Origin of the sequence: Quyinboa mangrovi (assembly GCF_042219825.1) — a bacterium.
In the GTDB taxonomy this organism is placed as follows: domain Bacteria; phylum Bacteroidota; class Bacteroidia; order Bacteroidales; family UBA5342; genus JBHJHP01.
In genome coordinates this window covers 67861-93412 of record NZ_JBHJHQ010000006.1, presented here as the reverse complement: position 1 = coordinate 93412, position 25552 = coordinate 67861, and the positions used below count along the sequence as shown (strand labels likewise).

Sequence of the window (25552 nt, the reverse complement as noted above, 5' to 3'; positions counted from 1 at the left end):
TTATTATTCTTCTTCAAGTGCCATTACCATCACACCATCAAAAAGCTTAGTAGATTCACTTACAGGATCATAATAACTGAACGTAAGTGTTAATGTTCTGGTTAAAGCTTTTTCATCTTCTTCAAAATAATTCGTTGTTTCACCTGCCAAGGTTGTATCGCTTTCCACAATATTAAGTTCATCCTCATCACGTCCTGAAATAGTCAAACTGTTATCCGAATTAAATGTTACAAGAATTGGTGGATATGTATTATATACATCGCCGGTATAATTAGAAATAAAAAAGCAGGTATTTTCATCCACCACTTTAAATTCCAGATTTCCGTTTCTCTGTATACCACTTACACTGCTTGTAAATACATACGTTCCTGAATAATTATTCACAAACTGTACTTCAAGCATCAGCACAGAATAAACAGGAGCTATCGTATATTCCGATGCACTTACAATGCGTAAGGGTAATACATAATTATGGAATTTATTTACTTTGCTTCCAATAATATTAACCGGAATAAGACCATATTCATCTCCGGCTTTTACCGTACCTGATAATGATTCAAAACTGTAACAGGAATCCGGTAAAGTCTGCAAATACAAAGAGGAATCTTCCAGATACCTGGCATAGTTATAATCCTTAAGTGTATCCGGGTCAACAGCAATCGTAAAATCCAGATCCTTATTTAGTACAGATGTACCACTGACCGAAACACTGATATCTTTGCGTAACAATGTATCAGAACGATACTCAAACTGATGTTCTACGAATCCGTTTCTGGCAAAAAGCACGTATTTCACAAATTGCTCCTCCGGTAATTCATCACAAGACGACATAAGGAACACGCCCAGAAAACCAGTTAAGACTGTGATATATTTTATTATATTTTTCATTTTTCTATCGTTTTAAAACATTGATTATTCCCAACCCGGATTTTGTACCAGTTTACTGTTCCTTCTCAGCTCGTTAAGGGGTAGCGGCCATAGATACATCTCCTTCCCAAATCGTTTTTTAACCCAGAGTGGTTCCCTTGTATAAAAGTCTTTATAGCTTGATGCGGTAACATCCACACTGTAACGCCATAAAGGCAAGGCTTCCTCAACTTCTGCATCCTTCCACCTTCTCAGGTCAAAATAGCGTGCACTTTCTATGAAAAGCTCAATCTGTCGTTCTCTTTTAAGCGCTGTATAGAATTCAGTTCTACTGGCATATACGTCCTCTGAATAATCAGGTAATCCTGCCCTGAACCTGATACGGCTAATGGCAAAACGCATTTCATTAACATCTCTTGACACAGTGATATCAATCTGATTATCAAATGATTTTAATGTGTACGACTGCGTAAGATTGTTCAGTGCCTCTGCATACCATAACAATACATCTGCATAACGGATGCGCGGCTCAACTTTATGCAATCGCTGTCCACCTTCACTCCATGAATCCAACGGATTGTAAAATTTTTTAATGCCAAGACCTGTTAGCACATAGTGTTCAATATCAGCATCGTTCTTACCATCAATTCTACCTTTGTAATAGAATATCTGCTTATTACGGAGACTGGTTACAGTAGTACTTTTGTTTTCCCATATAACGCCATTATATGATGCCGATGCATAAAAACGTGGTTCACGGTATGCATAAGAATAATTGACACCAGCAGGTAAAAAAGGTACCTGAGTTGAAGACGTTGTAAACACATCATCGCTGTAAGGAACCTCCGCCGTTGCATCATGAATATCTTTTCCATCGAACATATAATACGCATCCAGTTGTTTCAGAGTCATGGCAAAGCAATTCCAACCTGTTAACTGTTTTGGTGTAAAATGTTTTACCATATCATTAATAGAACTTTCAGGAGCCACAAAAATCAACTCACGATTATTAGATGCTGTCACCTCACCGTTAAATGTCTGACGGTATGATTCAAACGGATCAATATTACCAGCACCATTTGGGTAAGGATCTGTCGGTACATTTGAAGCCAGTGGTTTGGTTACACCTTCTTCGTAAGGCACTGTATTCAGTTCATACAATCCTAAATTGATAACGTCTTTAGCAGCAGCTGCTGCCTTTGCCCATTTTTCCTCATCATACACCTGGTTAATCAACAACGTACCGTCCGGATTTTTAAAGTTATAGTAATCTGTATTTCCGTTATAAAGTGGACTGGCAGCATATAATAATACTTTGGCACGGGTTGCCAGTGCTGCACCTGCAGTAGCCTGTCCCAACCAGTTAGCCTGTCGGGACTTTGGAAGCGTACGTGCTGCTGTTAAAAGTTCTGTGGTGATGTAATCCACACATTCATCAAATGGTGTACGCTCCATTTCCAGCTCTTCATAAGTCAAACTTATGTCAGCACCTTCGTCCGGTTTAATGATGGGAACCGGGCCATATTGTTTCAGTAGCATCCAGTAAAAATACGCACGAAGAAATCTGGCCTGTGCCTTATAATCCTGGCGAACACTTGCATTCAGCTCCTCACAGTTATCTACATTATAAATAAATGTTGATGCCTTACGAATACCGCGATACAAATCACCCCAACGGTCTTCATGAATCTGTGTTGATTCGTTGTATTCACCGTTCTGGTACTGTTGAATTTCCAAACCACCGCCCCAGTCAGAAAATACCGCCTCATCTGAAGCAAATGAAAAGGCTGTATTACCCCTGGTTGCAATTTCACGACCGGAACCCTGCAGCCATGAATAAGTATTCCATAACCACTGTTCAGTATACTGCTTTGATTGAAAAGCCCGCTCTTCTGTCAACATATCAGTAAAATACTTGTCGACTTCAAGGTAATTACAGGACGTTATACTGAAGAGTATAATGAATAAACCTGTTTTGAATATTATATTTAGTTTTTTCATGATGCTCTTAAAAATTAACATTAATACTTAAGGTAAATGATTTCTGTAAAGGATATGCTGCACCGTTACCTGTATCCTGTTCCGGATCCCACCAGTCAAACGGTGAAAATACCAACAGGTTGGTAGCAATAAGGTATATCCTTGCAGATTGCATGTGAAACTTTTTAATAAAATTCCGGTTTAAGTTATATCCGATTTCCATATTTTTCAATCGCAGATACCGGTTATTTCTTAACCAGAAAGTAGAGTTCCGGTTGTTATTCTGATTAGGACCATACGTTAGACGAGGAAACATGGCATCCGGATTTTCAGTGGCAGTACTTCCAGAAAAGTCGCTGGAAATCCAACGGTTACTTTCATTAGCAACATAACTACTTATATTTCCTGTCTCACTTCCTGAAAACGGATAGGCGATATTGCCATCAATGAAAAAGTCACTACTACCGGTTCCCTGAAATAAGGTACTAAAATCAATATTTTTATATCGTAAGCTTAAACCAGTACCGTACTGAATCTCAGGAATCGTGGCATGTCCGATCGGGACAACATCAGCATCGTCAATCTGACCGTCACCATTTACATCTTTGTATTTTATATCACCTGGCATTACAGTACCAAATGTCTGAACCGGACTGTTGGCAATTTCTTCTTCATTCTGAAATAGCCCAAGTGCTATTAATCCACGGGTTTGTTGCCAGCGGTAGCCCTCCGTTTGCTGATAGTATAACGAATTTGCTGCCTCATCGTAGTCTATCACATCACTGGTGCTGTAAGTAAAGTTTCCTCTGATTGTATAGTTTAATTTACCTATTTTACCTTCAAAAGATGCCGTCCCGTCAATACCCTGACTTTCCATTACACCTACATTGGCCCATGGCTGCTGTCCCTCGAGCAATCCAACAGCATAAGGCACATATCCTCTCAACATAAAAATATCTTCACGGCGGTCTTTAAATACATCCGCTACCAAATCTAATCTGTTAAAGAACCTGGTATCAATACCAAAATCATATTTTTTGGCCGTTTCCCAGGAGAGATTTTGTGCTCCAATGTCCAGTGTTCTCAATCCATCAAGGTAAATCTGCGCATTTTCTCCAAACCGGTAACCAGTACCGCTACCAACGGTTGTAATGTATGGGAATCTTTGATTCAACTGATCATTTCCAACCTCTCCATACGAAAAGCGCAGTTTAAATTCATCAACCCAGGGAAGGTTATCCATAAAATTTTCCTGTGATATACGCCATCCTAATGCCACAGCAGGGAAGAAACCATACCTTGAACCTTTTTCAAAATTCTCTGAACCTGTATAACCGAAGTTATATTCAAACATATACTTATCATTGTATGCATAAGTTACCCTACCAGAAACAGCCTGATTACGTTTTGGAACTGCAGCAATGATATCACTACCTGCGTCATTACGGCTGTATTCCTGATGATAGTACAACAACAAACCACCCACTCTGTGTTTCTGATTAAATACATGGTCGTAATTAAGGGATGCTTCTGTATAGTATCTTATATCACCCCAACCACCGGAAGACTGCGCGAGAGGATATCCATCCACTACTTTGCGGAGTACCAAATCTCCGTATCCATCACGTTGTTTTTCAGCTCTATACAAATCTGGAGATGTTAATCGGCTTACCTGATTATAATTGTATGCGTCATAAGAAAAACGTCCTGTAAAATTCAGGCCATCAGCAATAAAACTTAAATCCTGTTTTATGGCAATATTGGTTTCCAGTTTACTTTCCCACTTTGTAGTATAACCGCTCTGACTCAATAATACGTAAGGACTAACCAGGTTCCCTCCTGAGCCATAAGCCGGAAAGAGACCATTGGAATATTGAAAAGGAACCGTTATTGGTGTTAAGTTAGAAAACGATCCCCATATATTATCTGAATTGCCATCAGCTGGTTTGTTCTGATCCACGATCCATGCTCCGATACCCAATTCAACAGATGTAGTTTTTGTAACGTTCACGTTTACATTTGACCTGAAGTTGTAACGTTGATAGTTTACATTCGTATCATATTCATTCAAATCTCCATATTTGTACATGCCTGATTCATTTACATAACTTCCTGATATGTAATACTGCACCAGACTACTACCTCCACTTATGCTTAGGGTTGAACGGTATCTTGAAGAAGATGGCAGTAAAAGATCTTCTCTCCAGTTAATGCTCGGGTATAAATCAGGATCAAGTCCATAACCAATAATTTCAATTTCAGAAGGGGAGTAAATGGCATCTCTGCCCCGGGTCACAGCAGCTTCGTTAGCTAAATTGGCATAGGTAATACCATCCACATAATCCGGCATTTTTGACCGTACGGAAACGCCCCTTTCAATTTTTGCATTGATGTTGATTTTACCTTCCTTACCACGTTTTGTTGTAATTAAAACAACTCCATTTGCACCACGGCTTCCATATACTGCTGTTGCCGACGCATCCTTTAAAACGGTAAAGTCCTGAATATCCTCAACATTTATCTCATTAAAATTTCGCTCTACCCCGTCTACAAGGATCAATGCCTGGGAATTAGCTCCAAATGTACTGATTCCCCTGATCCAGAATTCGGAATTGTTTTCACCCGGTTCACCACTACGTTGCACCGCAATAACACCGGCTATATTACCGGCAAGTGCATTACTGGGCTGAATAGATGCGGACTGTAATGCGGTGGGTTCAATGGATGTTATTGCACCAATCACCGACGTCTTCTTTTTAGTACCATGTGCCACAACAGCTACTTCTTCTATCTGCTGACTGGCTTCATGCATTATTACATTTATGGAATTATTCCCATTAATGCGTACTTCCTGCTTTTCAAAACTGATAAAAGAAAATACAAGGATGTCATTCTCACCTGCCTTAATTTTATATTCCCCTTTATCGTTTGTTACAGTTCCAATACCCACCTGGTTCTTCACAACCACATTTACACCAAACAACGGTTCATTATCCTGATCGGTAACCGTACCAGTAACAGTTATTTGCTTAACCTGCGCCAGTCCTGTAAAAGAAATCAGGAAACCGACAATAAGTAATAAAGATTTATATTTTGTCATCATAGTTAAAGTCTTTTACTGGATTACAATTTTTCTGATCCGGTGATTACCATTATCTGCAATATACATTGCACCATCAGCTCCAATACAGATACCTGTAGGACTATTGAACTTAGATTTTAAAGGCAAGCCATCTAAATATCCAGATTCACCCCTCACACCAGCAAATGTTGTAAATGTTCTGGTTTTCGGGTTCCACATCTCAATAGTGTGGTTTCCTGAATCACATATATACAGATATCCCTGATCATCACAGGCTATCTGTTCAGGATAATTCAGATAATCAATAGAAATAAGCTCAGAGTTATCAATGGTTTTTGTTTCAAAATTCCATTCCCCCCGGTAAAGTTTACCGCGATCAGCCTGAAAACCATCAGATACAGCCATGTATACATATTTCCCATCCGGAGAGAAACACATATATAAAACATAATCTTCGCCGAATGTTGTTAAATCTCTACGTGTATCGGTTGCCACATCGTAGTACCGGATAATGGATTTCTGGAAATAAGAATAGATAAATGAATTATCCACCGGATTTATTGCAATTCCATTAACCGTCATGCTGTTATGAAGATCCTTTGAATCGTACCAGCCTTGTTCCCGCGTTAATGTAAATAATCCTAAACCATTTGAATCCCATGTGTCATTTACACAAAATAAGGTATCCTGTGTTTTGCTAAATTCAACAGCGCGTAAAAAGTTATTACCGCTTGTCGTATATTTTGTAGTTACCTGATCATCACTCAATGCAACCAAACGAATAGCTTGTGTCTGGTCACCAGTAGACTCGGTGGCAATACCCTGACGCTGAACTACAAACAAGTTGTTCTCATCATCTATGGCCAGATAATAGGGATACAAAAAAGTGGCCTCATCAAGCCTTCCGTCTTCCATGCTTCCATGTCCGGTATCATCGGTACTTCCACAAACAGTTGAAACACTTTGTGTAAGTTTATAATTAAATATCTTTTCGCTTACAACAGTATCAGTACCATTTAAAATTACAGTTACGGTTCCTGTTCCTGCACGAGCCGGAACAACAGCATATATTCGGGTATCGTTAACTCCAATTACTGTTGCCTTGCGATCATTCACAATAACGCTTACTATTGATGGATCCTGACCGTAATTTTCACCTATTATCACAAGCTGAGTCCCAACACCTCCACTATCCGGCACAAAACTGTTGACTTTAACCGGAATATCCGGATTGTAAAGGATCACTTCCGGTTCATCATTACCACCACAGGACCATAGCAGAAGTACAGCCATGAAGGGCAAAAACCAAAGCTTGCTAATACGCCTTATTAAACTTGATTTTTTCTTCATAATTAACAGAATTTATTTTTAAATGCATTTTTATCCATTTCTGGTATTATTTTAAGTCATTATTATTTAAAGTAAAATGGAAGAATATGCATCGGGATTTATCTTCCATACCGTTGATTGAAATATTGGTTAACATCAAAAAAAATTTAATCCTTCAGTATTAGTTTTATCGTGATTTATGAAAAACTTCAATCTTTTGAATATCTTTTTATAAACGATATTGCTGTGTTCTTCAAGGAACTTTTCAGATAATATTACAATTTATCAAATAGGTTTACTCACGATACTATTTACATTTTTCAGCAATTTATTTCGCTTTTAATAAGCGTATTTAAAACACTTTTAATGACTTTTTAAATTGTACACTATTTACACAGGGCGATAAAAAAAAAGAGCCTGAACGATTATAGTCCAGGCTCTGCAAAAAATTAACGACTTCTATCTCAACACTACTTGTTCTGAATTTTTAAAATTGTCATATAATGGTTGTACAGGAGTTATATTGTCTCCTTTCAATTTTGCTGCGGTAACAGCAAGCACTTTTATTCTGCTGTTATCCGGGAATTTGAAAGTTTTGGCTCCTTTAGGAACAACTATTTCATATTTATACATATAGGCATACTGATATGTCCTGTTTTTCGAAGGATAGCATTGATGCGTATGTGAGGCAAACCAGGCGATATTGTCATCTTTTGCAAAAGGTGTTGCAATAGATGTTACCGTTTGTCCATCATTCGCAAAATTCCTGTTATAAAACTGTCCGATATTACCGGTCCAGCGCTGGACTGAAATCCTGTGGTTTACATCATCTGTAACAAATTCACCATTGGTTTCTTCGTCTGCTGCAGCAAGGATGTAAATTCGGTTGAAATCTCCCTCAGGCAAGGTAATTTGCTGTCCCCGACAGTTTACTACATTATCAGCTTCATTTTCCTTGCTTCCCATTTTAAATAAGATGCCATCACTCACCAATGTATCAGGGATAAGCTCTGCCGGCATATTTATTCTGTACTGAAAGTCACCATCATTCCGATAATAGTCCCAACTCATCACATCCTGATTGTAGGGAATATCCACAAATATCTGACTGGCATCATCAGATCTAATTTCAGGATCTTTCAGTTTAACTGCAAAACTCCGTATGGTATAATGGGTCATACCAAAATTAAGCTGATTGCTTTCGAATTTCACATCGCCAATTCTTTTTTCCTGTCCGCTTACTTCATAAGCATCCTGAATATTCCCGGCAAAACTCAATGAAGCTTTGTCAAGATCATTTCCGTTTAATTCAGTAACTCTCACCAAATAGTAATCGCTGTTCTCCATCTTTTTAAACGCCATAACACCGATCTGCGGCGTACTTAAGGATAGGAAAGACGCAGTTTTTCCTGCTTTACCGCTATGTTTTGGAGCTTCAAATGCCATTAATGGCTGATTGAAAAATTTCCCCTGCCATTGAGATTCATTCTGCCAACTGCCTGCATGACCATATATGCCATACCGAAACTGGTGAATTCCCCAATCCTGTGTTTGCTGAACCGGATACCAGTTTTTATTCTCAGGTGTGTACAGTAGAGTGAGCCTTAATTTATTATCAGCCGGTTTATCAGAGCCGTATTTGCAATCTTCCAGAATGGTTACCCCATAATCACCTGAAATATCGGTCAAATCAAACCACTGTTTTGCAGGCACCTCAAATTTCACACTGTTATTATTACCCCTCTGCAACGTTCCAACCCCAAGATTATAGGTTGCCTTTTCATTGCTTACGATAAGTGGAAAAGCTGCCTTTAAACTTACACCTTTGGATTGCCAGTCCAGCGTGTTAGATACTTCAATGCGTTTACCGGCTTCACCCGCAGCCAGACTAACCATCTGTGTAATTTCAGAATTTCTTCCTTTCCTGGTAATTTCAAGTGCTACTCTAACCTCACCATTCCCCGCGATGCGGATAGAGCAATTATTATCCATGAAATCAACCGGCGGATTTTTACGGTCTTCCCAGTCCATATTCCAGGCCGGCCATTGTTCCGGCGATTCAGTCTGAAATTCAAGCTTTGCCGGTTCAGACAGTAATTCTTTTTGTGCAGTTTTATCGTAGATACTTGTCATATCTCCGTTAGACGCAAACACAACCCTGTAATATTTATTTTCGATGGTTTTATCTGTCACAGCCAGTTGTGAATTAAAGGATATCGCCTTCTTTACGCTCCTTACATCATAAACGGCCATTCCCGATGATGGAACTTTCGCAAGAAAGATAAACGTTATTGCCTTGCCTTCTGTAGCAATGATCTGGGTGGGAACAGGCTTGCCATCAGGATTATATGCCTGAATTGCTGCCGGCAACTGTTCATAAGTTAACTCTGCCGATACCACATCCTCTCTGTCCCGTTCAACCGGATTATATACAACCAAAGGTCTCCCTTTTACTTTTGTATTCAACTGTCCGGACAGCGAACTGACAGAACTTTTCAGGACTTCGGCAAATCCGTTAGCCGCAATAAATTCGTCATTCCATGCATACTCATACGCCTTTGGAATACTGGTTCCCGGTAGAATATCATGAAACTGACTTCCCAAAACCAACTCCCATGACCTGTTTAGCTTATCTGATGGATATGGAACTCCTCCTTTCCAGTCTGCCATTACCGCAAGCTGCTCCGCTGATTTTGCCAGCAGTTCATTTTTCCGGTTCATCCGTTTCATAAAAGCCTGCGATGTTAACGAACCGGCACTGTGTTCAATCAACAAAAGATCTCCCTTATACTCCGGAAGTTTTGCTCTAATTTCAGGCGTGATATCTTTATACATCTGATCCGATGATGTCAACACAACTTTAAACTTACTGTCATTGTTCTTCAAACTTTTTACGGCTCGTTCCACATCAGTCAAACGAGGTGCCCCACCCATATCTCCTACACCGTAATAGCGGTAATCGAAAGAAATACCGTGCTTTTTAATATCATCATTTAAACGGTCATTCCAGTTATCATTCAAATCAAGTCGGTTTTCAATTCCACTGGTATAACTTGTCGCATTCAGGGCACAAACCAAACCTTTATCATCAGGCCCTTTCCAAACGCCAACATTAAACGGTATGCCTGCTGCAGAGTGCCAGGTCAGCTTTTGTGTGGAAAAACCGAGCAACCCACAGTGATTCCATATCGTTGGCAGATTCGCTAAAAACCCAAAACAATCCGGAAGCATATAATCTGAACTTTCCACACCAAATTCCTTTCTGAAATAATCGTTGCCATAAAGGACCTGACGGATCAGAGACTCTGACGATGAGATATTTACTTCACCTTCATCCACGGATGAACCGGAGACATACCATCTCCCCTGGTGAATATAGTCCTTCACTTTCTCATATAAATCAGGATAGTATTCCTTCATCATGTGGTACCTGCGGGAACCGGTGAAATTGTAGACATAATCAGGATAGTGTTCAAACAGATAAAAGTTTTCTGTCATAATGTTTTTAATGCACTCATCGATGGTGGTTACATAATCCCAGTTCCACTCCGTATCCAAATGCGAGTATCCAATGGTATACAGCACCTTATCTTTTGAAATATCATAGTCCTCTCTGCTGCTGAAGGGTTGCGCATTTAATACCAGCGGCATCAGTATCAGTAAAATTAATAATCCGGTGTTTTTCATTTTTATTCGTGTTATTGGTTATATATATTCAATGGCGGATACCTAGTCCATCTGCCCATTTTCCCCAGGCTGCATTCAGTTCTTTAACGCGTTCGGGAAATTCTAAAGCCAGATTGTTTGTTTCTGTGTGATCCAAACTAATATTGAACAATTCCCATTGTTGGCCCGGCAAGGATGCCATTTTCCAATCCCCTGTCCTGATTGCCCGTCCGCCTTCATGTTCCCAGTACATGGTATCATGCAGGGTTTCTGTATTCCCATAAAGTAGCGGCATCAGACTGGCACCAACAAGATCCATGGTCTTCTGCCCATTGATAGAATCGGGATAAGATGCATCTGCCAGTTCCAGGCAGGTAGGTAATACATCAACTACGTGTGCAAAGCCCCTGTTAATGGTATTCTGCTTATCCTTTAAACCTGCCGGCCAATGCACAATGAACGGTGTGGCACTGCCTCCTTCATACGATTCCTTTTTCCAGTACCGGAACGGTGTGTTCGATGCACTTGCCCAGGCATTTCCTATATAATTCCAGGTCGTTTCCGGACCGGGATGATCCGAATTATATTCTATAATAGTTGAATCACGGGTGAAACCGGGACGATCAAATCCTGGTGGATATCCCCTCTCGTATGACGCTCCGTTATCTGATAATACCAGAATGATTGTATTCTCATACTCCCCTTCATCTTTTAACTTTTGAATAATCTCGCCCACGCTCTGATCCACATGATCAACCATCGCAGCATGCACAGACATACAAGCCGATTCATATGCTTTTCTGTCACATTGATCCCATGACCTTCCGGAAGAATTGGCTGGCAAATGGTAGGTAGCACTGTCGATCAATCCCATCTCTACCATTCTTTTATACCTGTTTTTCCGCAAGACTTCCCAGCCATCATTGTACGCATCCTTATATTTTTCGATATCCTCAGGTAATGCATGTAGAGGCCAATGTGGTGCATTGTGTGCCACATATAAGAAAAATGGCTTATCATCACTGCTAAACTCATCTATAAGATCCAGTGTTTTTTCTGTAATAAAATCCGTCATATAAAAATCATCCGGCACTTCCTTTATGGGTTTTTCGTTGTGCACCAGACTGAAGGGATCAAAATAATTAACAACGCCCCATATTACTCCCCAATGCTCTTCAAAACCACGGTTACACGGATAATTTTCAATGGGAGAAAAAGGACCATGATCCGTCATGTGTGCCATCCAGCGTAACTGTTCAACATTATCGTCCAATGCCTTTGTTGTGGACAGATGCCATTTTCCTGTCATTCCTGTATGGTAACCGTTTTCCTTCAACACCTCTGCAATGGTTGCAGCATTCATATTCAGGTTTACGCCCATTCCATTTATGCCAGCCTGTTGCGGATGTAAACCGGTTAATAAAGAAGCCCGTGTAGGGCAACACCGGGCACTGTTATGCATTTGTGTAAAACGAATGCCATCCCTTGCCAGTCCGTCTATATTAGGAGTTTGTATCTCCCCACCATAGCATCCCAGATCTGAATATCCCATATCATCAGCCATAATCAGCACGATGTTGGGTCTTTCTGATTTTGTTTTCTTTTCCTTTCGTGATGAACAGCTGAAAAGGAGAACATTTGTTAAGAACAAAATGGTTAGTTTTTTTATCATCTTTTACTGTTTTAGAATGATATTGATTTTATTATTAAACCGATGATTCTTACAAGGGCTGCCCTAAGCCAATAAATGCACCTTCCCTTCATTCACAAGCTTGAGAACCAATTCGCCAAACAAGGTATTGGCCCAGGCAAACCAGGATCGTGAAAAATTTTCAGGATCATCCTTGTGAAATGTTTCATGCATGAAACCTGTACCTGCATCAGTATCCCGAAGAATTTTAACACATGTTTCTATTTCCTTATCGTCGGTACTGGTCATTGCCCGCATTATAATACTCATGGGCCATACCATGTTATAGCCTACATGTGGTCCACCAATTCCTTCACCAGCTTTCCCTTTAAAGAAATAAGGATTGTCCTTGCTCCAGACCAGTCTGCGCGTATTTTCATAAACCGGATCGTTTCGTTTAACACAATCCAGATATGGTAAGGCCAGAAGACTCGGCACATTGGCATCATCCATGAATGTGTGGTTACCGAACCCATCTACTTCAAAGGCATAAACCTGTCCGTATTTCGGATGCTCCACCACTGCATATTTGTGAATGGCCTCATTGACCTCATCGGCCAGATCTATACATTTTTTTGCGAAGCTGCGTCCGCCGGTCACTTCTCTACTGATCTCTGCCAGCTGAAGTAATGATGTAACAGCAAATAAATTTGAAGGGATTAAAAAACCATATGTTGAAGCGTCGTCAGAAGGACGAAAGGACGAATTGATCAGTCCAACAGGATTCAACGGTCTTCCCCAACCACCGTTCGACAATGTATCCAGCTGCCTTGTTGTTTCTCTCTCAAAACGGTAAGGCCCCAAACCATCTTTACGCTGTTGTACTTTAAAGGTATTTACTATGGTTTCAGCTGCCTTTTGCCAGTCCGCATCAAAAACAGTCGTATCACCCGTAGTCTGCCAGTAATTATATGCCAGACGAACCGTATAACATAGTGAATCAATTTCCCACTTCCGTTCATGTAAACCGGCTTTCATGTCCGTTTTATCTGTCATCCATTCTCCTTCCACGCTGGTATCCTTGTTAAATGCATTGGCATACGGATCGAGCAAAACGCACTGCGTTTGCCGGTGGATCACTCCGGCCAGTAATTTTCTAAGATCACTATCCTGTTTAGACAAAGGAAGATAAGGCCAAACCTGTGCAGAAGAATCACGTAACCACATGGCATGGATATCACCCGTGATTACAAAGGTATCGGGTCGACCATTTTTCATGCTATATTCCACCGTAGTATCCAGAGTGTTCGGGAAACAGTTTTCAAACATCCACGCCAGTTTCGGATCCTTAATTTTAACCTTTGTATTACGAATCGTCTCTTCTACGGCTTTAGATGTAAAGTGGCGTTTTGCTTTTGATGGTCTGTTGGAGATATATCCACTCTTTAAAGTTGATGCTAATACATCTCCTGAACCTGCTAACGTAAGGCCAGCCACTGCTACACCTCCGGTTCTTATAAAATTTCGTCTGCTTGTCATATCTGTGTTTTATCTTACTTTTCCTGTTATTCTTTTATAAACTTAGTAATTATTTGTCTATCATTCAGTGAAACATTTAATATATAAATGCCTTTGGTAAGACAATTTACATCGATGCTATACCCAGTTACTTCTTTTATCAAAACACCCATTGTATTGTAAACCGTAAGTGTTGCATCATGGGGAATACCGTCTATGAATATTTTGTTTTTCGCAGGAACAGGATATACTGTAACCTTATTTAACTGGGTAGCCGTTGACGTAGATATATCCGCGTATAACTGACTTTGTGGAACAATGGTCCTTATCTGGTCACTCGACCATTCCAGTTTGCAGTTGGCGCCACCGGATTCTTCAAAATACTCAAGTTTAATATCATATTTTACGCCGCCGATTAATCCAATCGCTCCGGAATATTCCACGTCATAATCATTGATCCATTTATCGATGATCAGGCGATTGTTGACCCAGAGTCTGCGTCCGTTATCACTGTTGATATAAAACGTATGCACGCCCGATAATACCGGCTGAATTTTACCTGTCCATCGCACCGAAAAATTATCTGCATTGATTTTGCTATCGGGAGAGATATTCACCCAGTTAAAATTCACCATAGGATCAACCCTTGTCAACTGATAACTTTCAAAATTTTTCCCATTGTAATAATCACCTTTCAAGCCATCACCGGTACCGAATTGAACATCCGCCGGAATCATCTTCCATTGACCGCTTTCCTGTGCACCGTTTTCATACTGAACCACATTAGCTTCCGAACTGCGGCTACTCCCTTTAATATCAACTATTTTACCACTGTGTCGCGCAATAAATTTATAATTCCCGATTTCAGTCACAACTACAATAAACTGCTGATTTGGAGAATTATAATCCGAAATCTGCTGTATATTGGCATCATTTTCAATGCTGAAATTCTCAACATCCAGAGATTTCAGGCTATGCATCGGAATGATATTGTATAATCCATTTTGCAGATGTTTAAACCAAAACATCTGATTGGCCTTTTTGGTCAGGCTGTATTGCTGAATATTAACACCATCGCCCTTTCCCCCTACGCCACCTACTACGTCCATATACAATCTGCTGTGTGCATTTTGAAGGTAATAAATGCCTTCCAAATCAGGTACACCATCGGCACATACTTTCAATGAACTTACCTGATTACTCCATGGAGTTGTTCCATCACTCATTAACATAGTATCCAAACAGTTATTCATTGTTGAAAATACACGTGAATCACCCTCAAAATTATCATCCTCATACAAGATCACCTTAAATCCTTCTGTCATTTCAACCACTTTTATGGAATCTTCTTCTATGCCAATGGCATTAAGATCACTAACCGTATAATGCCCCAAATCCAAAGCTGCAGAAAAGCCATTCATGTCACACCGTGTAAATGCTGAAACAGTTTCACCCACCATTGCCTTTACTGCCGAATACAATTGACATCGCGGAATTACCTGCCGCACATGCGAATCGCTTTCCCATTCCAAATCACAATTTGCACCATCGGTTGTTGATGAATATTCCAGAACGATATCATACTTCAATCCTGCTTCCATCATAATTTTACCGGTTTGAACCGAATCAACAACTACGTCCAGTGAATCAAACAACACCTGATTATTTACGGTAAGTTTTACACCCCCGGCAGCATTCACATAAAACGTATATTCTTCGGAATAAAGAGATTGAACCTTGCCACTCCAACGGACTGAAAATGTGTCGTTATCGTCCCCCTCTACTGGTGATTTTTCATGCCAGTTAAAATCAATTTTTGAATCTGTCCGGGTCAACCTTAGGTCTGAAAATCCGGTTCCTGAAAAATATTCCCCTTCTAACCCATTTCCATTGCCCATAGGTAAGCCTTTGATATTTTTCTTCATGAGCCAGACAAATTCTTCCGGATCAACTACACGAACATTTGGGCCAAGGTTTTTAATCACTTCCAGCACCCCGTCTACGTTCATAGTCCATATATGAACAGGAATCAGGCTATAGCCATCTTCTGAATGAATATCTTTGGACAGCTTATTCAGTTCTTCGGCCATTGCCAGCGGATCCCTGTCCCTGTCATTCCAACCTTCACCATGCAGGGTATAACGACCTCCAATGCAGGGTTTATCTTTATACCAGGAAATACTGCCATGTAATCCCGAATAATTGGAATGCAGGTAGTAAAACATGGCATCAATATGAGGTTGTTCCAAATAAAGCGGCAGCAACTCAGGCGTGTAAAATTCATCAATGATATTCACAACTCCCAGATCGGCTTTTTTCATAAACGCATTTGTCAGTTTTACTTCGTTCTCAATATCAGGATAGAGCCCCGGGAAAAAGTAGCCTCTTCCTGATGGACCTGAAATCAACAGATTTCGCCCTTGCTCCGTGGACTGCATGTTTTCAACATATTTGTTGTACACGATTGGTGCCAGTTCTGCCAATGCCGGAGAAATAGTCCACCCAAGACTTAACCTGGCCTGATTCGGATTCCGCCATGTTGTTGTACTGTTATGTGACCCAAGCAACCATTGAACATTATCTCCGTCACTCATTACAAAACAGACCGTATGCACATTTTCGACTGATTTGAAAGGTTTTACCTGATCCTTTTGTTTCGTAAGTTGGCAAGGAATATTCGACAGTGTAGAAAGGTTTGCAGCAAAATCAGAGGGATGCATCACATGCGATGTTTCTGATAAAGCCTTAATAGTCTTATATTCATCAGGTCCCCAACCCATAAAGGTAGCTCCACTATCCATAGAACTATATACATAATTGCACAAACTACTGTGTACATCTTCATGCCAGAACTGCAGTGCATTATTGTAGACCGAATAATCTCCGACATAAGTCCAGCGATTATCCGGAGCCTGATAAGTGGCTATCGTTTTACTGAACATATCCTTGTAATTAACAAGAGCCCACCGTTCATCGTGTCCTCTTGCATCAACCAGCATGGCAAGGCCGGCTGCTTTGGCTTTATATTCAATATCCGTTGGGATAGCAACGCCGTTAAGAATTCCGGCCAGCGAAACAGCTACATTAGAAGAAACATCTTTGGAATTGCATAAAATGTACCCGTCAATCCGGTTTGCGAATTTGGTCAGGAGGCCGGTAAAATTCGTATAGTAAGTATCATCAATAACAATATCATATTGCTGCACAATCTCTTTATGTCCCTGAATATCCCTGAGAATCATCGGCTTTTCTTTGGCCAGGTTGCCCTGCAGGGTTTGAATGGCAAACCGCTCAGATTCAGTCATGTTCTCAGAAGTCAGATATAGCGTATCAGGAACTGCCGTTGTTTTGTAGGGACTTCCGGTAATTGCAGAAATATCCCGCACGTTAACGACCAAAGCAAATAATGAGAATATGAATAAAAGTATTTTTTTAACCATTTTATTGTATTTCTGTTGATGCCAGTCTTGCATACATTTCCACCATACTGGCCTGATCGAGTAACCATTTATATTCTTCCGATTTTTCACCTGTCCAGTCCCTTCCAAACAAGCCATTACCATCCTTTTTATGCGTCCACAAATAATCAAGATTATCTTTAAACACCAGAATATAATCCGGATTATGATCAATGTTAAATAACTCCGTATATCCCCTGAAAAGAACTGCGTTAAACCAGTTTCCTGTATTTGTAAAGATCCTGATCTTTTTACCTTCGGGTGTAATAAATGGTTTCGTAAAGAAGGATATTACTGAAGCGGCAACCTGTTGTGCTTCATGCAGATATTTTACCTCTCCGGTTATGTTATAAAGTAAAGCGGATGACTGGATCATCTGACCACTGTTGTACGTATATTTTCTTTGGTCAACCCTGCCTTTCAGATTTATATTATCAAAATACAAAAAATCCGTTGTATCCTGTAGGTGTGTCTTTGTCCAGTGGTATATCTCTTTGCCTCTATCAAAGTAACTTTTATTACCAGTGACCTTGTAAAGTTTTAAAGCTAACACCGCTGATGGTGCATTAGAACATGTGTTCTTGGAATGTTTTTTTTGTTCGCACCAGTAAATTCCGCCATCAAGCTTATCGTCCCATCCGCTCCATATAAACTCCCACAAAAGTTCAGCCTGCTTTAAGTATTCCTGATTGTTTGTTGCCTTGTACAAGTCACAGAAATCAATAGCCAACCACACATTATCGTCATAATAACGGTCACTTTTCCCGACTTCGGTAATGTAAGACTGGTAACAGAAGGGCATTCTTGTAGTGTCAAAATAACTATGAAGTCCAGGCAGAATTTTAGTTCTTATTAATTCATAATATTTTTCATCCTGTGTTTGCAGAAAAAGCGTATTCACAGCTGAAAAAACACCAGATGATGGCCAAAGAAAAGCAACCCGTTTACCTTTCAATGTGTCATCTTCGGACAAATAAGTAACCTTATCATCTTGTTTATATGGGTAATTTTCGTTAAAAAGGTTGTCGTGACCAGCATCATAAAACCCGTATATCTGAGAAAGTATTATATCTGCTTTATTAATATTACCTTTTCCACTTTTCTGGCTGCATGAGCAGAAAATAAGAGGTATTATAAATACTATCATTAACTGTAACAACTTCATAGCAAAACAATATAAAGGATCTCTTAATAATGACGGTAAAAAAACAATACCAATCTGTCAATCATTTCTGACAATAACAGACCAGTATTGCTCTAACACCATAGTACCATATTAATTATAATCCACTGTTATTTCAAATTTACCGGTTAGAATTAACCACGGAGTCATAAGGAACTCCGGTTTGAACGATGAGTTATAACGCGATAAAGTTTTATTGGGATTTAAATCGCTAAAGTTCTTTATCAAAAGGTCATCAATTCATAATTAAATACATTTAAGATCTCATATTTACTCATATAACTCAGTGTTTTATTGGTAAAATTTCCAGCCGTTGTCGTGCAAAAAAAATCATCAGCCCCTGCAGGAACTGATGATTTTGATTAACTAACTATATGAAACAATTACAATTCACATTCAGTAAAGCCTTTTACTGTATCAGTATTTTTCTGTTCCCTGTCAACCCCTCCTGGGTTGTGATTTTAACAATATACTGCCCGGAAACCAAATCATCTGTGCGCATCTCATTTGTTTCGAATACTTTTTTAATAACCTTTCCTGAAATATCCAGCAGTTCCATCTTAATACATATCACACCTTCAACATTCAGAAAGCCATGTACCGGATTCGGGTTTATCCGAAACAATTCCGGCTGTAACTCATTTACAGCATCTGCATGGTTCCAATTATCATTCATTACATCCTGTATTTCTGCCTGATCTAACATACCTTTAAAAAGGTATAACTCATCAATCTTACCATTCCAGAAATTTTTATCACCGGTTTTATGGGCACCTATTCTGTACCCTCCGGTGCATGATTCAAATGCCGGCGTATAGCAAATGGTATTTTTTTCACCATTGATGTAATATTTCACGGTCTGGCTTTGCGGATCACACACAACTGCCACGTGGATCCACTCACCCCTGACAAAAGATCCCTTAGAAGAAAAATTCAGATTGGCACCCAAAAAATTATTAAACATGCCGCCATCCGGATCCATTCTGTAATACATGTAAATACGACCGGCTGCATCTGTTGGTCCGTCTTTATGTGCCAGAATCACCTCTTCGTAAAATGATCCGCTCGCAGGAACCGTTGGTGACACATTGTATACCCATGCACATGCAGTAAACTGTGTTGTAGCAGGATTAACAAGATTAGTCTGATTGAGATCAAGGTATTGATTAATCCCATTCAGTTCAAGGGCTTCACCATGTTTCCCCGCGGCGAAGTTCTGGCCACTGTGGCTGGTCAGAACATACTTGTTAGGAGAAGAATCATCCAGATTACCATCAAATCCATAATGGAAAATTAATTCTGTTGGCACCTCCACTACTGGTTGTTTCAATCCAACCTTTACAGCCCATGCATCCCAGACTTCTGACATTTCAAAAACTTTTCCCGGATATTCAGCTGATAAGTCGTGATTTTCTGAGGCATCTGTTGCCAGGTTAAATAACTCCCAGGAACTGTTCGGTAATGATACCAGTTTCCAGTCACCGATGCGTACAGCTTTTCCCCCTTGATGTTCCCAATACAATGTATCGTGTATACTTTCTGTTTCACCACTAAGGAGAGGTATTAAACTTTTACCGTCAAGTTCATTGGTTTTTAATCCGTTAATTTCATCAGGATATGTAGCTCCCGCAAGCTCCAGGCAGGTAGGCATCACATCAATCACGTGTCCTACCCCACGGTTAAAGGTATTCTCTTTCCCTTCCATGCCATCAGGCCAGTGTACAATAAATGGTGTTGCTGTACCACCTGCATAGGATTCCATCTTCCAGTACCTAAAAGGGGTATTGGAAGCACTTGCCCAGGCCTGGCCGATATAATTCCATGTTGTTTCAGGACCTGGATTTTGTGAATTGTATTCTATAGTTGTCCCATCGCGTGTAAATCCGGGTCTGTCAAATCCGGGCGGATATCCCCGCTCGTATGATGCCCCATTGTCTGAAAGCACAAAGATGATGGTATTATCATATTCTCCCATATCTTTCAGCTTTTGTATAATCGTCCCAACACTTTGATCCACATGATCAACCATTGCAGCATGAACCGACATACAATTGGACTCATAGGTCTGATCTGCAGTTGCCCAGTCTCTTCCGGATGAATTTGCCGGAAGGGTACAGTTATCCCCATCAATGATACCAAGTTCAATCATCCGGTTATACCTGTTTTGTCGCATCACATCCCAGCCATCTTTATAGGTATCCTTGTATTTCGCAATATCTTCGGGCAGTGCATGCAGTGGCCAGTGTGGTGCAGTATGTGCCACATACATAAAGAATGGCTTATCATCCTGACTGAATTCATCGAGCAGATCAAGCGTTTTTTCTGTTACAAAATCTGTCATGTAAAAGTCATCCGGGACCGTATCAATTGGATCAGTATTATGAACCAGACTAAATGGATCATAATAATCAACTACGCCCCAAATCACGCCATAATGTTCCTCAAAACCACGGTTAGACGGATAGGTCTCAACAGGGGCAAACGGGCTGTAGTCCACCTGATGAGCCAGCCATTTTAAATGCTCTGAAGAACTGCTCAATGCTTTGGTTTCTGATAAATGCCACTTACCTGTCATCCCGGTATGATAACCATTATCTCTTAGCACCTCAGCAATAGTGGCTGCATTCATATCCAGATTTACACCCATTCCTGTAATCCCAATATTCTGAGGATACTGGCCTGTTAACAGTGAACCTCGTGTTGGACAACAGCGGGCACAATTATACATTTGAGTGAACCTGATACCGCTTGCTGCCAGTGAATCAATGTTGGGCGTTTGTATTTCACCTCCATAACATCCCAGATCAGAGTACCCCATATCATCAGCCATGATAATCATTATGTTGGGTTTCTGCGTCTGAGCCTGTACAGCAAGAGAACCAGCCAATCCCATTAATGCGAGTGTTTTTTTCATTGTATTAAAATTTTTTTCAATGCCGGTTAGCATTTATTTGAATTTTCTTCAGTTAACTGGAAAATCAGAAAATGTCATAACATCCTCAATCCTGATATATTACAGTTTGAGAAAACTATATACTCATGAAAAATGTGGAATTTTATGTAATTGTGAATGGATTTCGTATCAATCCTTAAAAGAAGTAGTAGGACCGTATACAACCAGAATGCCATCCTCTTTTATTTCCATAGGATCGATAAAGACAACCCTGTTTTCACCTGTTTTTACTGTGCGTCCATGATACACACACAACATTTGTTTACCATCAGGTGACACGGTTATGGAGTTATGACCGGTTCCGGTAACCACACCACCAGTTTCGCTGTTCTTTTGTAATACGGGATTATTATCAGCTTTAATAAATGGTCCCAATGGAGATTCTGATGTAGCATAGCCAACAGCATAGTTGGCACCACCGAAGTAATTCGCAGAGTACATCATGTAAAATGTAGTATCATACTTAAAGATGTAAGATCCTTCAGTCCATCTCCGGTTCACCTCTCCTGAAGTGACCGATCGGCTTTCCCATTTGGCCTGCTTATCATTCATTTTTACCGGAGGTCTTAACAATAATTCCGGATCACCAATAATGCCAGAAAAATCCGGTTTTAGTTCTACTCCGTAAACCCAACTTTCCTCTATTTCATTAAACAGCCCCTTTGCACGTGCCCAGTCAGCCACCTCACTTTCTACAGGATGTTTATAACAACATCTGGAATAATACAGATACGTTTTCCCGTTCTCAAATAAGAGATTCCCATCGATTACCGGATAACCAGGATCAAAAACAGGCCTGTTATTCAGATCCTTATAAGGGCCTGTAGGTTTATCTGCAACAGCAACACCAATTCTGAAATTTTCCAGTTCATTGGTTGGATTTTCGCGCCAGTCGGCACTAAAAATCAAATAAAATTTACCGTCTCTTTCATACAGTTCCGGAGCCCAGAAATTAGCCACACACCACGATGAATCTGTATGCCCCTGATAAATGCGTCCTTCATCTTTCCATGTACTCAGATCAACGGAGGAATACATTTTAAACCCATCCTTAACCCCTCCGGTACCAATCATATAATACGTGCCATCAGAAGCTTTCAAAATATAAGGATCACCAAACTCAACAGGAACAGGATTTTTAGACTGAAATGATGAGCTACCTGGTTTGCATGCACTAATCAGACTTATAAAAAGGATAACGGAAATGTATATTTTCAAACGCATTGCAAATAATTCTGTCAAGTATTTAATCAGATTAATTTCGGGTCCAAAGACATCTCATTACAGATTTACCTTCTGAATATCAGAAAAGATCATATCTTCCACACCCATAATCTTCAGGCCAACACGGGCAAAGACATAGGTTTGAACAGGTACCATATCTGGCACCTTAACCTTCATCAGCACAGAATCCGGATTGGTCACATATCGTCCACCAATTTGAGCCGAAGAGATATTCCACCTGTAATCCACAAACATGGTTTTATTTATGTACAGGTAAACCCGGTCTATAGATCTGGCATCACTTCCCGAAATAATTTGTTCTGCTTTAAATGTGGCGGTAATGATGTTATCTTCTACAGAAAATTCTGTATTCCTGATCATATAGTACGGTAAAACCTCAATATCCAGATCCTTATTGCCATTCAGATTTACAATAATCGTATCTGATCCGGTTTCTTCATTTATTAACATTTTGAACGGGCCCTGAAATGATGGGATTATCAACTTATATTCCGCGTTAAACAGTTTTGCTGAAAATGATCCGTCCTGATCCACTGCTACATCAATAGGGGTACGTTTTTGCCAGCCAGGCTCCCATAATTCAAAAGAGACATCTGTAACGCTTACACCAATCGGATCACCCTGGTAAACAATTTGACCTTTCAAAAACGATTCGGGCTCTTTATAATTATCATAGCTACATGATGCGAAGCATGTGAGCAGAATTATCATTGTCAATATTATATTAAGCACCTTCATAACTATCAATTTACTGATTCGGGTTGCGTACCAGTTTGGGATTACTACTTATTATGTCATCATTTATCAGTGAATAATAATTTCCTAAACGGAATCTGTCCCGTCCTGTAACCTGACCAGGCAATACCTGCCTGTAAATATATTTCCCGTCATTGAGATCACCCGGATTATAATAGCGATAAGGCCAAAGACCATACACCCGCGTACTTACTTCATCTGCTTTCCCCGGGTTATCAGTCAGTGAAACAGCTTCACCATTCCAGACTTTATGTGCCAGTCGCCATCGTTTCATATCCCAAAGGGTGTGTCCTTCAAATGCCAGTTCCACTTTACGTTCATGCACAATCCTGTCAAATGTTACGTCAGATACTGTCAGCGGAATTGTAAATCCTGCACGTTGCCTTAACCGATTAAGGTATTGAGCTGCCTTATCCGGATCACCAAGTTCAAATGCCGCTTCTGCAGCGTTCAAATAAACTTCCCCCAAACGGTACCTTACCCACCAGACATCACTTTTAACACCTCGTTGCCCTGATCCAATGGTTTTGTCCATGTATTTGCGAACATAAAACCCTGTTTGTGCTGTAAACTCAAGTCCGTCGATAGGACCATCGAATCCAACAACCTGTTCAGCTGAACTCTTACCCGGTAAAATTTTTCTGGCTCCGTAAATATCTCCTGTTATGATCTTCCCGTTAGGTAGCAGGTAACCTGCCCAGATATCAAGGTCTTTACCCTTGTACGTTGATCCGGGAACCATTACCGTTCCTTTTAGCCGGGCATCCCGGTCAGCAAAAATATCCTCAGGTCTGTCATAAAAGATGTAATTCCCATCACTATCCTTAGTTTGAAATGTTTCAAACGTATTATCAAGTTTCTCGAATGACTGCACGAGATTAAGCGATGGATTAAGCCGGCCTCCTTCAAGATCTTCTGTTACCGACCAGGGTTGATTTGATACGGTAAATCCTTCCACTTTGCTCGTCTGAAGCTGATAATCCTTTACAAAAATGACTTCAGGATTTTTCACCTTATCAAGGAAAAGGCTGGCAAAGTTATCGGACAAATCTTCCTTACGTTCATACAAGTAATAGGGGCCTTCATTCAGCAGTTTCTCTGCTGCACCCAATGCTTTCTGATAATAACCATGAGCCATTTCTGCAGGAATTCCTACCTCACCTCCAGGCAATGACACATCAGGCGTTTCCACTCCGTATTTAGCTATGGATGCCGCGTAAAGAGCTACTCTGGATTGCATGGCTAAAATAAGTCCCTGGGTTGCCCTTCCTTTAATTTCAATATCATCCGGAAGATCGCTTTTAATCGTGTCAAGTTCGTTCAGCACAAAATCGTATATCTCTGATTCTTTTGTCCGTGGAAACTGGATGGATGACGGATCACCACTCAAATCATAGCTAAGAGGTTCCAGGATTAGTGGCACTCCTCCCATTCGCTTTACGAGTTCAAAATAAATCGTTGCCCTTATAAACCTGCCCTCAGCAATAAACCGTTGCCGATCCTCAGGTCTTAGCTGTGAAGCTATATCAGATTTTGCATTCTGCAAAAACAAATTAATTTCACGTACCAGACCATAATCCCAGTAAGACCAGTAATCATACCCATATTCATTGTTCTTATGCCGCCAGTAATCACTGTATGAAGAACCGAAGGCCTCATCAAAATCCACATATCCTGCCCAATATTCTATAGTCTGATATTCCGGAATTCGGTCATACAAGTCGGATAAGACAGATAAAACCAAGGTCTTATCTTTCCACACCTCTTCGTAACTCAGAATATCCGTTGGCTCTCTTTCAAGAAAGCTTTCATCATTACACGAACTCAGGATTAAAGCCGTCAAAAATAAAACTGATATGTAAATTACCGTTTTCAACTATTTGTT

The 25552-nt window shown here is 40.2% G+C and carries 13 protein-coding genes; all 13 read right to left on the bottom strand.

Going from position 1 to position 25552, the window contains the following annotated elements:
* Window positions 1-3: 3 nt before the first annotated feature.
* Window positions 4-888 (bottom strand): BT_3987 domain-containing protein, encoded by an 885-nt coding sequence (locus tag ACE1ET_RS13605; protein WP_375728965.1) that lies wholly within the window; start codon window positions 886-888, stop codon window positions 4-6.
* A 24-nt stretch (window positions 889-912) separates the two neighbouring features.
* Entirely contained in the window at window positions 913-2868 is a 1956-nt protein-coding gene (locus tag ACE1ET_RS13600; RefSeq protein ID WP_375728964.1) for a RagB/SusD family nutrient uptake outer membrane protein, read from the bottom strand.
* Between the two features lie 7 nt (window positions 2869-2875).
* The gene (locus tag ACE1ET_RS13595) at window positions 2876-5950 is read right to left on the bottom strand and encodes a SusC/RagA family TonB-linked outer membrane protein (protein WP_375728963.1); all 3075 of its coding nucleotides are present in this window, start codon (window positions 5948-5950) and stop codon (window positions 2876-2878) included.
* A gap of 12 nt (window positions 5951-5962) precedes the next feature.
* Window positions 5963-7279 (bottom strand): IPT/TIG domain-containing protein, encoded by a 1317-nt coding sequence (locus ACE1ET_RS13590; protein WP_375728962.1) that lies wholly within the window; start codon window positions 7277-7279, stop codon window positions 5963-5965.
* Window positions 7280-7717: 438 nt separating this feature from the next.
* Entirely contained in the window at window positions 7718-10945 is a 3228-nt protein-coding gene (locus ACE1ET_RS13585) for an alpha-mannosidase (RefSeq protein WP_375728961.1), read from the bottom strand.
* A 28-nt stretch (window positions 10946-10973) separates the two neighbouring features.
* Window positions 10974-12596: an arylsulfatase gene (locus ACE1ET_RS13580; RefSeq protein ID WP_375728960.1), complete on the bottom strand. Its 1623-nt coding sequence runs from the start codon at window positions 12594-12596 to the stop codon at window positions 10974-10976.
* Window positions 12597-12659: 63 nt separating this feature from the next.
* Window positions 12660-14093, bottom strand: coding sequence for a glycoside hydrolase family 125 protein (locus ACE1ET_RS13575; protein WP_375728959.1), 1434 nt, complete (start codon window positions 14091-14093; stop codon window positions 12660-12662).
* Between the two features lie 26 nt (window positions 14094-14119).
* Window positions 14120-17512 carry a PA14 domain-containing protein gene (locus ACE1ET_RS13570; RefSeq protein ID WP_375728958.1) on the bottom strand — a complete coding sequence of 1131 codons (3393 nt, stop codon included), beginning with the start codon at window positions 17510-17512 and terminating at the stop codon, window positions 14120-14122.
* Window position 17513: 1 nt separating this feature from the next.
* Window positions 17514-18695, bottom strand: coding sequence for a glycoside hydrolase family 76 protein (locus ACE1ET_RS13565; protein WP_375728957.1), 1182 nt, complete (start codon window positions 18693-18695; stop codon window positions 17514-17516).
* 427 nt (window positions 18696-19122) lie between these two features.
* A complete protein-coding gene (locus tag ACE1ET_RS13560) occupies window positions 19123-21627 on the bottom strand; it encodes a sulfatase-like hydrolase/transferase (RefSeq protein WP_375728956.1) in 2505 nt (834 codons plus the stop codon).
* Between the two features lie 168 nt (window positions 21628-21795).
* Window positions 21796-22890: a glycoside hydrolase family 43 protein gene (locus ACE1ET_RS13555; RefSeq protein ID WP_375728955.1), complete on the bottom strand. Its 1095-nt coding sequence runs from the start codon at window positions 22888-22890 to the stop codon at window positions 21796-21798.
* A gap of 57 nt (window positions 22891-22947) precedes the next feature.
* Window positions 22948-23649, bottom strand: a complete 702-nt coding sequence (locus ACE1ET_RS13550) for a DUF3823 domain-containing protein (protein WP_375728954.1) — start codon at window positions 23647-23649, stop codon at window positions 22948-22950.
* A gap of 10 nt (window positions 23650-23659) precedes the next feature.
* On the bottom strand, window positions 23660-25543 hold the full coding sequence (locus ACE1ET_RS13545; RefSeq protein WP_375728953.1) for a RagB/SusD family nutrient uptake outer membrane protein: 1884 nt from the start codon (window positions 25541-25543) through the stop codon (window positions 23660-23662).
* Window positions 25544-25552: the final 9 nt, after the last annotated feature.

Coding starts and splice junctions, on each gene's coding strand:
- ACE1ET_RS13605 (WP_375728965.1), bottom strand. CDS start 888: ATGAAAAATATAATAAAATATATCACAGTCTTAACTGGTTTTCTGGGC.
- ACE1ET_RS13600 (WP_375728964.1), bottom strand. CDS start 2,868: ATGAAAAAACTAAATATAATATTCAAAACAGGTTTATTCATTATACTC.
- ACE1ET_RS13595 (WP_375728963.1), bottom strand. CDS start 5,950: ATGATGACAAAATATAAATCTTTATTACTTATTGTCGGTTTCCTGATT.
- ACE1ET_RS13590 (WP_375728962.1), bottom strand. CDS start 7,279: ATGAAGAAAAAATCAAGTTTAATAAGGCGTATTAGCAAGCTTTGGTTT.
- ACE1ET_RS13585 (WP_375728961.1), bottom strand. CDS start 10,945: ATGAAAAACACCGGATTATTAATTTTACTGATACTGATGCCGCTGGTA.
- ACE1ET_RS13580 (WP_375728960.1), bottom strand. CDS start 12,596: ATGATAAAAAAACTAACCATTTTGTTCTTAACAAATGTTCTCCTTTTC.
- ACE1ET_RS13575 (WP_375728959.1), bottom strand. CDS start 14,093: ATGACAAGCAGACGAAATTTTATAAGAACCGGAGGTGTAGCAGTGGCT.
- ACE1ET_RS13570 (WP_375728958.1), bottom strand. CDS start 17,512: ATGGTTAAAAAAATACTTTTATTCATATTCTCATTATTTGCTTTGGTC.
- ACE1ET_RS13565 (WP_375728957.1), bottom strand. CDS start 18,695: ATGAAGTTGTTACAGTTAATGATAGTATTTATAATACCTCTTATTTTC.
- ACE1ET_RS13560 (WP_375728956.1), bottom strand. CDS start 21,627: ATGAAAAAAACACTCGCATTAATGGGATTGGCTGGTTCTCTTGCTGTA.
- ACE1ET_RS13555 (WP_375728955.1), bottom strand. CDS start 22,890: ATGCGTTTGAAAATATACATTTCCGTTATCCTTTTTATAAGTCTGATT.
- ACE1ET_RS13550 (WP_375728954.1), bottom strand. CDS start 23,649: ATGAAGGTGCTTAATATAATATTGACAATGATAATTCTGCTCACATGC.